Origin of the sequence: Staphylococcus sp. FSL W8-0271 (genome assembly GCF_038006605.1) — a bacterium.
In the GTDB taxonomy this organism is placed as follows: domain Bacteria; phylum Bacillota; class Bacilli; order Staphylococcales; family Staphylococcaceae; genus Staphylococcus; species Staphylococcus cohnii.
In genome coordinates this window covers 2413990-2425946 of sequence record NZ_JBBOVM010000001.1, presented here as the reverse complement: position 1 = coordinate 2425946, position 11957 = coordinate 2413990, and the positions used below count along the sequence as shown (strand labels likewise).

General features: G+C 37.2%; 8 protein-coding genes, 1 tRNA gene, 1 rRNA gene and 1 other RNA gene. All 11 read left to right on the top strand.

What is annotated here, in order from left to right:
- Window positions 1-5 precede the first annotated feature (5 nt).
- The 11 genes from NST87_RS11935 (at window position 6) to NST87_RS11885 (ending at window position 11776) form a co-directional block, all read left to right on the top strand.
- Window positions 6-1469: a glutamate synthase subunit beta gene (locus NST87_RS11935; protein WP_340721743.1), complete on the top strand. Its 1464-nt coding sequence runs from the start codon at window positions 6-8 to the stop codon at window positions 1467-1469.
- Window positions 1470-1529: 60 nt separating this feature from the next.
- Window positions 1530-1622: transfer RNA gene (locus tag NST87_RS11930), tRNA-Ser, on the top strand.
- 340 nt (window positions 1623-1962) lie between these two features.
- Window positions 1963-3390, top strand: a complete 1428-nt coding sequence (gene treP, locus NST87_RS11925) for a PTS system trehalose-specific EIIBC component (protein WP_064263480.1) — start codon at window positions 1963-1965, stop codon at window positions 3388-3390.
- Window positions 3391-3478: 88 nt separating this feature from the next.
- Window positions 3479-5113, top strand: coding sequence for an alpha,alpha-phosphotrehalase (gene treC / locus NST87_RS11920; protein ID WP_340721742.1), 1635 nt, complete (start codon window positions 3479-3481; stop codon window positions 5111-5113).
- A gap of 30 nt (window positions 5114-5143) precedes the next feature.
- Window positions 5144-5869, top strand: a complete 726-nt coding sequence (gene treR, locus NST87_RS11915) for a trehalose operon repressor (protein WP_019467668.1) — start codon at window positions 5144-5146, stop codon at window positions 5867-5869.
- Window positions 5870-5940: 71 nt separating this feature from the next.
- An RNA gene (gene ffs / locus NST87_RS11910) (signal recognition particle sRNA large type) lies at window positions 5941-6210 on the top strand.
- A gap of 181 nt (window positions 6211-6391) precedes the next feature.
- Window positions 6392-6922, top strand: coding sequence for a GNAT family N-acetyltransferase (locus tag NST87_RS11905; RefSeq protein WP_019467669.1), 531 nt, complete (start codon window positions 6392-6394; stop codon window positions 6920-6922).
- Between the two features lie 59 nt (window positions 6923-6981).
- Complete coding sequence (dnaX, locus tag NST87_RS11900) at window positions 6982-8691, top strand: DNA polymerase III subunit gamma/tau (RefSeq protein ID WP_040029844.1); 1710 nt, start codon at window positions 6982-6984, stop codon at window positions 8689-8691.
- An 89-nt stretch (window positions 8692-8780) separates the two neighbouring features.
- Entirely contained in the window at window positions 8781-9098 is a 318-nt protein-coding gene (locus NST87_RS11895; protein ID WP_026034724.1) for a YbaB/EbfC family nucleoid-associated protein, read from the top strand.
- A gap of 4 nt (window positions 9099-9102) precedes the next feature.
- Window positions 9103-9699 carry a recombination mediator RecR gene (gene recR, locus NST87_RS11890; RefSeq protein ID WP_019467672.1) on the top strand — a complete coding sequence of 199 codons (597 nt, stop codon included), beginning with the start codon at window positions 9103-9105 and terminating at the stop codon, window positions 9697-9699.
- A gap of 524 nt (window positions 9700-10223) precedes the next feature.
- Window positions 10224-11776, top strand: a 16S ribosomal RNA gene (locus NST87_RS11885).
- Window positions 11777-11957 lie beyond the last annotated feature (181 nt).

Sequence of the window (11957 nt, the reverse complement as noted above, 5' to 3'; positions counted from 1 at the left end):
TGAGTATGGGAGAATTCAAAGGATTTATGAATTATGATAAACAACCTTTACATGAATTGTCTTTAGTAGAACGTTTGAAAGGACACGCACCCTTTCAGCAAAGGTTTACAAAAGAAGAAGCCTCGGAACAAGGTGCGAGATGCATGGATTGTGGCACACCTTTTTGTCAAACAGGTGAACCATATGGTAGAGAAACAATTGGTTGTCCCATTGGGAACTATATTCCAGAATGGAATGATTTAGTGTACCAAAAAGACTTCGAAACGGCATATAAACGCTTGAACGAAACGAATAACTTCCCTGAATTTACTGGACGTGTATGTCCGGCTCCGTGTGAACAATCGTGTGTGATGAAGATAAATAGAGAATCTGTTGCGATTAAAGGTATTGAACGTACTATTATTGATGAAGCTTTTGAAAATGGTTGGGTCAAACCAACGATTCCCAATGAGCGTAAAGCAGCATCAGTAGCAATAGTAGGAAGTGGACCAGCTGGTTTAACAGCTGCAGACGAATTAAACAAATTAGGTTATCGCATAACTGTATATGAACGTGCACATGAAGCAGGTGGATTATTAATGTATGGTATACCTAATATGAAATTAGATAAAGACGTAGTGCGACGTAGAATTAAACTAATGGAACAATCTGGCATCACTTTTATCACTGATACGGAAATAGGGATAGATGTCAGTAAAGAAAGTTTAGAGGAACAATTCGATGCCATTATTATTTGTACAGGCTCGCAAAGTGCACGTGATCTACCATTAGAAGGTCGAATGGGCATGGGTATTCACTTTGCTATGGATTACTTAACAGAACAGGGCGAGTATTTAAATGGTGAAATTGAAAAGCCGTCAATATCTGCAGAAGGAAAAAACGTGATTGTCATTGGTGCTGGTGACACAGGTGCAGACTGTGTAGCGACTGCACTGAGGGAAAATTGTAAATCTATCGTTCAATTTAACAAATACACAAAACAACCTGAAGCAATTGAATTTGACGAAAATACGTATTGGCCATTAGCCATGCCTGTATTTAAAATGGATTATGCTCATAATGAATATGAGGCACGTTTTGGTTTTGAACCACGTGCATATGGTGTTCAAACAATGCGTTACGAGGTTGATCGTATTGGTAATGTAACAGGTGTTTATACACAAATACTTGAAGAAACAGAAGATGGTATGGTTGTTGTCGATGGTACAGAACGTCATTGGCCGGCTGACTTGGTATTGTTATCAATAGGATTTATTGGTACTGAAACCACTGTGCCACATGCGTTTAATATACAAACTGAGAGAAATAAAATTGTCGCAGATAACAAAAATTTCAAAACGAACCAATCAAATATTTTTGCAGCAGGCGATGCAAGAAGAGGTCAAAGTCTTGTTGTTTGGGCAATTCAAGAAGGTAGAGCAGTCGCTAATGCTGTTGACGAATACCTAACTGAAAAAACATTGGTGTAATATTCTAATTATAATTGACTTTTTTAATGGGCTATAATATTATAATTATTGTGTTCATTTGGAGGAATACCCAAGTCCGGCTGAAGGGATCGGTCTTGAAAACCGACAGGGGCTTAACGGCCCGCGGGGGTTCGAATCCCTCTTCCTCCGCCATTATCGTTAAATACCAAGACTAATAAATAATATAGTAGGCAAACGTTTATTTAATATAAAGTGTTTGTCTTTTTTGTTGTTTAAGGCCAATGATAGAAAAATAGACACGTGTTTAACATAGTTTTTATTATTGTTTGTGGCACATATCATTAAATTTATTGCTGTGATTACGCCAAACACAAAATAATATATACTTTTATTGAAAAAGGTCATCACGTAGAGATTGAAAATTAATGTCTACGTGATGACCTTTTTTAAGAAACTGAGTGAAAGCCTTTGCAAAACTTGTCTATACAAGTTATAATCTGGATAATATTAAAGTTTAAGGGAGTGAATCATCATGGCTGTTAAAAAGAAAGATGTTCAAGATATAGTCGAAGCTATTGGGGGCAGAGAAAACTTGGACACAGCAACACACTGTGTGACGCGTTTACGACTTGTTTTGAAAGATGATGATAAGGTCGATAAAGATCGACTGAGTAACAATGATTTAGTTAAGGGACAATTCAAAGCTGATAATCAATATCAAATTGTTATTGGACCAGGTACTGTTGATGAAGTTTATAAACAATTTATTGAAGAAACCGGGGTTGAAAGTGCCTCTAAAGATGATGCGAAAGCAGCGGCAGCTAAAAAAGGTAATCCTATACAAAGATTGGTTAAGTTATTGGGAGATATCTTTATACCAATTTTACCGGCAATCGTAACTGCTGGTTTACTATTGGGGATTTATAATGTATTAACAATGGAAGACTTGTTTGGGAAGCAAGCATTGGTGGCACAATATCCACAATTAGGGGACTTTGCAGATATTATTAATGTTATTGCAAATACTGCCTTTATTTTCTTGCCAGCTTTAATTGGTTGGAGTAGTATGCGTGTGTTTGGTGGGAGTCAAATACTCGGTCTGGTATTAGGTCTGATTTTAATGAACCCACAACTCGCTTCACAATATGATATTGGTAAAGGTAATATTCCAGCATGGCATATCTTTGGTTTAGAAATTAAACAACTGAACTATCAAGGTCAAGTATTACCAATCTTATTAGCGTCTTATGTATTAGCGCAAATTGAAAAGTTCTTAAGTAAATATGTACATGATTCAATCAAAATGTTAGTCGTTGGTCCAGTTGCCTTATTAATCACTGGTTTCTTAGCGTTTATCGTTATAGGTCCAGTTGCCTTATGGTTAGGAACAGGAATTACAAATGGTGTGACATTTGTCTTTGAACATATCGGTTGGTTAGGTGGCGCAATTTATGGTTTCTTTTACGCACCTCTAGTTATTACAGGCTTACACCATATGTTCTTAGCGGTTGATTTCCAACTGATGGGAAGCAGTCTTGAAGGAACGTACTTGTGGCCAATCTTAGCAATTTCAAATATCTGTCAAGGTTCAGCTGCATTTGGTGCATGGTTCGTCTATAAACGACGCAAAATGGCAAAAGAACAAGGTTTGGCAATGACTTCTGGTGTCTCAGGATTCTTAGGAGTTACTGAACCAGCATTGTTTGGTGTAAACTTACCGTTGAAATATCCTTTTGTTGCAGCAATTTTAACTTCGGGTGTTATAGGCGCTATCATAGGTGCAATTGGTGTCTTAGGTAATGTTGGCGTTGGTGGTGTGCCGGCCATTATTTCTATTAAAAAAGATTTTTGGTTAATTTACGGAATAGGTACCGTTCTTGCAATGGTAGTACCAGCGATATTAACTGTTATCTTCTCGAAATTCAGTAAAGAAGAAGCAAAAGAAATAGTAGAAGAATAGTTAATTCGAATAGATAAGTACAACTAAACTCGCTAAGTTTGATTAGCGAGTTTCTTAATTTAAAATACAAAGATAAGGTGGTAATAATATGGTAGGTAATGATTGGAGAAAATCGGTAGTTTATCAAATTTATCCTAAGTCATTCAATGATACGACGGGCAATGGTGAAGGTGATTTAAATGGCATAATTGAAAAGTTAGACTATATACAATATCTAGGTGTGGATTATATTTGGTTGACACCTATTTATGAATCACCAATGAATGATAATGGTTATGATATTAGCGATTATTATAAAGTGAATGAACAATTTGGCACGATTGAAGATTTAAAAACATTGATTGCTGAAGCGCATCAACGTAATTTAAAAATAATGATGGATATCGTCATTAATCATACGTCTACAGAACATGAATGGTTTAAAGAAGCATATTCAGAAAAAAGCAACCCATATAGAGACTACTATTTCTTTAGGAGGTCGGCAGATAATCAACCACCGACAAATTGGGAATCAAAGTTTGGTGGTAATGCTTGGAAATACGATGACAAAACAGATGAATATTATCTTCACTTATTTGACGTAACACAAGCAGATTTGAATTGGGATAACCCTGAAGTGCGTCGTGAACTCTATAAAGTGATTAATTATTGGATTGATTTTGGTGTAGACGGTTTTAGATTCGATGTCATTAATTTAATATCAAAAGGTGAATTTAAAAATTCAGAAAAGATAGGAAAAGAATTTTACACTGATGGACCGCGTGTGCATGAATACTTACACGAAATGAATCAACAGACATTTGGAGATAAAGATATGATGACAGTGGGCGAAATGTCTTCGACAACGATTGAAAATTGTATTCAATATACGGATCCTGAACGTCAAGAACTAAGTAGTGTATTTAACTTCCATCATCTAAAAGTAGATTATATTAATGGAGAAAAGTGGACAAACGCAAAGTTAGACTTTCATAAATTAAAAGAAATATTAATGGAATGGCAAATAGGTATTTATAACGGTGGCGGATGGAATGCTATTTTTTGGTGCAATCATGATCAACCACGTGTAGTAACACGATTCGGTGATGATTCGACGGAGGATTTACGTCAAAGTAGTGCTAAAATGCTAGCCATCGCCTTGCACATGCTTCAAGGTACACCATATATTTACCAAGGTGAAGAAATTGGTATGACAGACCCTCATTTCAATGATATCGACCAGTATAGAGATATAGAATCTCTAAATGCATATAAAAAATTAAAAGCTGAAGGTTATCCAGAAACAGAGATTCTAACAATATTAGGACAAAAATCTCGTGACAATTCTCGTACACCTGTACAGTGGACGAGCGGTGAAAATGCAGGTTTTACTTCAGGTACACCTTGGATTGATATTCCTGACAACTATAGGGAAATTAATGTTGAAGCAGCCATAGAAGACGATCAATCCATTTTGCAAACATATAGAAAATTGATAAAGCTACGTCACGAACATGATATTATAACTTATGGAAATATTGAGCCACTTTACATGGACCACGATGAATTATTTGTTTATAAGCGTCATTATAAAGATGAAACATGGTTAGTGATTGCTAACTTTTCAAAAGAAAAAGTTGAAATACCACAAGGCTTAAAAGTTGAAGGGCAAGTAATGTTACAAAATGGCTCGATAGTGAATGGTCTAATAGACGGATTTGGTGCCATCGTAGTTAGACAATAATTTAAATTAAAAGGCAGTGAGTGAAATCACATGAAACAGAAAAAATTTATTGCGATTTATGAAAATTTACGCACAGACATCATCGAATCAAAGCTACCATATGGTGCTCAGTTGCCATCAGAAAACGAATTGGTATACGATTACAATGCCTCTCGTGAAACCGTGCGCAAAGCGCTTAATCTACTTGTTAGAGACGGTATGATTCAGAAAATAAAAGGCAAAGGATCAGTGGTAATCTATCAAGGCATTACAGAATTCCCATTTGCGAATTTAACAAGTTTCAGGGAAGTTCAACAAGGATTAGGACTGAGTCATGAGACTGAAGTCAGATTATTAGAACGCATACCTGCCAGCGAAGTGCCTGAAGTAAAAAAAGCTTTGGATTTGCGGCAGAGTGAAACGCTGTGGCACATTATTCGAACGCGAAAAATTGATCATCGCGTAAAAATTATTGATGAAGATTATTTAGTAGAAAAAATTGTTCCTGATATAACAATGAACATTGCTAAAGATTCGTTGTATCATTATATAGAACAAACACTAGAGTTAGAAATTAGCTACTCTAATAAATCTATCACCTTTGAATCATTTGGTAATTTAGAATGTGAAATATTTGGAGATGTAACGCCACCATACACTGCAACGGTCCGAGGTATCGTCCATTTAAAGGATACGACAAAGTTTCAATATAACATTTCCAAACATTTAGCCACGGAATTTAAGTTTAATGATTTTTCGAGACGTCACAAAATATAATGAAATAAGTTATAAAATAATGAATTGTATGACTTGCAATCAGTCATTACCTTATAGTATGATATATCTTGCCGTGCTAGGTGGGGAGGTAGCGGTTCCCTGTACTCGAAATCCGCTTTATGCGAGACTTAATTCCTTCGCTAAGGCTACGTTTTTGTGAAGTCTGCCCAAAGCACGTAGTGTTTGAAGATTTCGGTCCTATGCAATATGAACCCATGAACCATGTCAGGTCCTGACGGAAGCAGCATTAAGTGGATCATCGTATGTGCCGTAGGGTTGCCGAGATTTAGCTGTCGACTTTGGTTACGTTTATGATACGTATTCGAAGCGAAGGTGCGCGGTTTTAATTTTTAAATAAATACAATTAATCATATATTACGAGTGACTTATCTTTTGATAGCAGTCACTCTTTTTTTATATTAAAATAATAACGATACATTCGTTTAATTGATTGAACTGTAACGATATCATTCTGATTGTAACTGCCCAAAATTGAATTTAGTGAATATGGAGGAACGACATATGCAAATTTATTTAAGTACATTAACTGAAAATGACTATGACGCAAGTTTAGACGAAATAAAAACTGCTTTTGAAAACGTCGCAGAGTCCAACCATGATGAACAAGATTTAGTTTTGAAAATTAGAGCATCTACAGAATATAATTACGAGTTGGAAGTTGTTGCGAAGACAGATGAAGGTGATGTCATTGGGCATGCCATGCTTTCAGAAATAGAGATTGTTAACGATGAAACACGTTATACCGCGTTAGCGTTAGCACCTTTATCTGTATTGCCTGAATATAGAAGTAAAGGTATAGGCAAAGCGCTTGTTCAAGCTGTGGAAGAACGCGCAAAGGCGCAAGATTATACGACTATTATTGTACTTGGAGATCCTGAATATTATGGTATGTTAGGTTATGAAGAGGCAAGCCACTATCAAATTTATAGTCCGTTTGATGTACCATCGAAATATTTTTTGGTTAAATTCTTGTGGGAGCAACTTGCACAGCAACCAAACGGTGATGTAGTTTATCCAGAGGCGTTTAATTAATATTCAAAATATAAAACACAGTGATATAATAGTTGTTGAATGTTATTGGAGGTGTGAAGGTGAATTATCAAGCTTTATATAGAATGTTCCGGCCACAGAGTTTTGAAGATGTCGTAGGTCAGGAACATGTAACTAAAACATTGCGCAATGCAATTTCAAAAGGCAAGCAATCACATGCGTATATTTTTAGCGGGCCGAGAGGAACAGGCAAAACAAGTATCGCAAAAGTATTCGCGAAAGCTATTAATTGTCTCGAACGCTCCGATGGAGAACCCTGTAATGAATGTGCTATTTGTACAGGGATTACGCGAGGAACGAATTCAGATGTGATTGAAATAGATGCTGCTAGTAATAATGGTGTGGATGAAATTAGAAATATCAGAGATAAAGTTAAATACGCACCAAGTGAATCAAAATTCAAAGTATACATTATAGATGAAGTTCATATGTTAACAACAGGTGCTTTTAATGCATTATTGAAAACTCTAGAAGAACCACCAGCACATGCAATTTTTATATTGGCGACTACTGAACCACATAAAATACCTCCTACAATTATTTCAAGAGCGCAAAGATTTGATTTCAAAGCAATTAGTCATGATGAAATTGTAGAACGTTTGCAATTTGTAGCAGACGCTCAAGATATAGAATATGACAATGCTGCCTTAGATTTTATTGCCAAAGCTTCTGAAGGTGGTATGCGTGACGCGTTAAGTATTATGGATCAAGCAATTGCTTTTGGTGATGATCATCTTACATTGCAAGATGCGTTGAATGTAACCGGTAGCGTAGATGCTCAAGCATTGAATGATTTACTAAAAGAGGTAGTTGAAGGAGATGTAAAAACTGCATTTTCAACTTACCATCAATTTATTGCACAAGGTAAAGAAGTGAATCGTCTGATTAATGATATGATTTATTTTGTGAGAGATACCATTATGAATAAGACATCTAATATAGAAACTGAATACGATGCATTGATGCATTTTGACTTGGAAACTTTGTATAAAATGATTGATGTGATTAATGATACGCTTGTTTCAATCAGATTTAGTGTCAATCAGAGTGTGCATTTTGAAGTATTATTAGTTAAAATAGCAGAAATGATTAAAGGCGAATCAGAAAATGTGCAAACTGTTGCTACAACGAGCGTAGCCAGTGAACCTAATAATGAAGTGTTGTTACAGCGAATGGAACAGTTAGAAAATGAATTGAAAACGTTAAAATCACAAGGTGTCGTAGCTAACAATGCTAAACCGCAAGCTAAAAAAACGGCTAGTAAAGGCACGCAATCGAAAAATGCCTTTTCAATGCAACAAATCGCCAAAGTATTAGATAAAGCTAACAAAGAAGATATTAAACAGCTTAAAGACCACTGGCAAGAGGTTATAGATCATGCTAAAAGTAATGATATGAAATCATTAGTAAGCTTACTTCAAAATTCAGAACCAGTGGCAGCTAGTGAAACGCATGTACTGATTAAATTCGAAGAAGAAATACACTGTGAGATTGTAAATAAAGATGATGAAAAAAGAGAGAATATTGAGAACGTAGTATGTAATATTATAGATAAAGCAGTTAAAGTAGTAGGTGTGCCAGCAGATCAGTGGATGAGGGTAAGAACAGAATATCTTCAAAACCGTAAACAAAGTACGAGTGCAGAAGAAAATAGAACAACGACAACAGCGTCTCCTGAAGAAGTCGACGTCGTTCAAAAGGCCAAAGACTTATTTGGAGAAAATACAGTAAATGTAATTGATGAAGAGTGATACATGACAATGAATTAAAAGGCATGTATAATGAGACAAAAGATGAATTACAATCAGATGAGATTGAAGTTTTTAAGGAGGATAAATATATGCGCGGTGGCGGAAATATGCAACAAATGATGAAACAAATGCAGAAAATGCAAAAGAAAATGAACGAAGAACAAGAAAAATTAAAAGAAGAAAAAGTACAAGGTACAGCTGGCGGTGGCATGGTAACTGTCACAGTATCAGGTCATAAAGAAGTTCTCGATGTAGAAATCAAAGAAGAAGCAGTTGATCCAGATGACATTGAAATGTTACAAGACTTAGTAATTGCTGCTACTAACGAAGCGATGAATAAAGCTGATGAACTTACTCAAGAACGCTTAGGTAAGCATACACAAGGCTTAAATATTCCTGGAATGTGATTGTATGTACTATCCAGAACCAATATCCAAACTTATCGACAGTTTCATGAAACTGCCAGGCATTGGGCCAAAGACAGCTCAACGTCTGGCGTTTCATGTATTAGATATGAAAGAAGACGATGTCGTTCAATTTGCTAAAGCTTTAGTAGATGTAAAACGAGAACTTACTTATTGTAGTGAGTGTGGACATATTACTGAGCAAGATCCATGCTATATTTGCCAAGATAAACAGAGAGATCGTTCAATTATTTGTGTGGTTGAGGACGATAAAGATGTTATCGCTATGGAAAAAATGCGTGAATATAAAGGCTTGTACCATGTATTACATGGTTCTATATCTCCGATGGATGGTATAGGACCAGAAGATATTAATATTCCAAGTTTAATCAATCGCTTAAAAAATGACGAAGTAAAAGAGCTCATTTTAGCAATGAATCCTAATTTGGAAGGTGAGTCAACGGCGATGTATATATCGAGACTAGTCAAACCAATAGGTTTAACAGTAACTCGATTAGCACAAGGGCTTTCTGTTGGTGGAGATTTAGAATACGCGGATGAAGTGACATTATCAAAAGCAATTATGGGCAGAACAGAGATGTAATAAATGCTTAATTGTAAATTAAAATGAAACCAAGCTACCTTTTTTAAGGTAGCTTTAATTTTTTGAAAAGAAATTTAATAAACAGTAAAGTTTGTTTTATAGAGTTATTTAAACTATTTATCAATATCAAAAATCACAATATAAAGATAAAAACGAACGATATGAATCCATGAAAATAAAAAGGTATGTAAAATGAACGAAGATCACATTTGGTCATGAAGAAAAGTGTAAATTTTACTGTTGTTCAAAGCGTTTTAAGCGTGTATAGTATTTACTTGTCGGACGAAACAAAACGACACACATAACAATATTTCAAAACACGACTTCAAATTAATTTTAAAAAGTTCTTGACTTTCAAAGTTAAAACCTGTAGAATTAATTCTTGTGATTGAAACAAATGAACATTGAAAACTGAATTACAATATGTCAACGTTAATTCCGATTTCAACATTAAATGTTGAATCAAAACAACGTGTTATTGATAACACAAATTAGTATTTTATGAGCTAATCAAACATCATATTTTTATGGAGAGTTTGATCCTGGCTCAGGATGAACGCTGGCGGCGTGCCTAATACATGCAAGTCGAGCGAACAGATAAGGAGCTTGCTCCTTTGACGTTAGCGGCGGACGGGTGAGTAACACGTGGGTAACCTACCTATAAGACTGGAATAACTCCGGGAAACCGGGGCTAATGCCGGATAACATTTAGAACCGCATGGTTCTAAAGTGAAAGATGGTTTTGCTATCACTTATAGATGGACCCGCGCCGTATTAGCTAGTTGGTAAGGTAACGGCTTACCAAGGCAACGATACGTAGCCGACCTGAGAGGGTGATCGGCCACACTGGAACTGAGACACGGTCCAGACTCCTACGGGAGGCAGCAGTAGGGAATCTTCCGCAATGGGCGAAAGCCTGACGGAGCAACGCCGCGTGAGTGATGAAGGTCTTCGGATCGTAAAACTCTGTTATTAGGGAAGAACAAATGTGTAAGTAACTATGCACGTCTTGACGGTACCTAATCAGAAAGCCACGGCTAACTACGTGCCAGCAGCCGCGGTAATACGTAGGTGGCAAGCGTTATCCGGAATTATTGGGCGTAAAGCGCGCGTAGGCGGTTTCTTAAGTCTGATGTGAAAGCCCACGGCTCAACCGTGGAGGGTCATTGGAAACTGGGAAACTTGAGTGCAGAAGAGGAAAGTGGAATTCCATGTGTAGCGGTGAAATGCGCAGAGATATGGAGGAACACCAGTGGCGAAGGCGACTTTCTGGTCTGTAACTGACGCTGATGTGCGAAAGCGTGGGGATCAAACAGGATTAGATACCCTGGTAGTCCACGCCGTAAACGATGAGTGCTAAGTGTTAGGGGGTTTCCGCCCCTTAGTGCTGCAGCTAACGCATTAAGCACTCCGCCTGGGGAGTACGACCGCAAGGTTGAAACTCAAAGGAATTGACGGGGACCCGCACAAGCGGTGGAGCATGTGGTTTAATTCGAAGCAACGCGAAGAACCTTACCAAATCTTGACATCCTTTGACAACTCTAGAGATAGAGCCTTCCCCTTCGGGGGACAAAGTGACAGGTGGTGCATGGTTGTCGTCAGCTCGTGTCGTGAGATGTTGGGTTAAGTCCCGCAACGAGCGCAACCCTTAAACTTAGTTGCCAGCATTTAGTTGGGCACTCTAAGTTGACTGCCGGTGACAAACCGGAGGAAGGTGGGGATGACGTCAAATCATCATGCCCCTTATGATTTGGGCTACACACGTGCTACAATGGACAATACAAAGGGCAGCTAAACCGCGAGGTCATGCAAATCCCATAAAGTTGTTCTCAGTTCGGATTGTAGTCTGCAACTCGACTACATGAAGCTGGAATCGCTAGTAATCGTAGATCAGCATGCTACGGTGAATACGTTCCCGGGTCTTGTACACACCGCCCGTCACACCACGAGAGTTTGTAACACCCGAAGCCGGTGGAGTAACCATTTATGGAGCTAGCCGTCGAAGGTGGGACAAATGATTGGGGTGAAGTCGTAACAAGGTAGCCGTATCGGAAGGTGCGGCTGGATCACCTCCTTTCTAAGGATATATTCGGAACATCTTCTTTAGAAGATGAAAAGGAATAACATTGACATATTGTATTCAGTTTTGAATGCTCATTCGAGTATTCTTTAATGATTTGTACATTGAAAACTAGATAGGTAAGTAAAATTTATGATTTTACCAAGCAAAACCGAGTGAATAAGAGTTTTAAATAAGC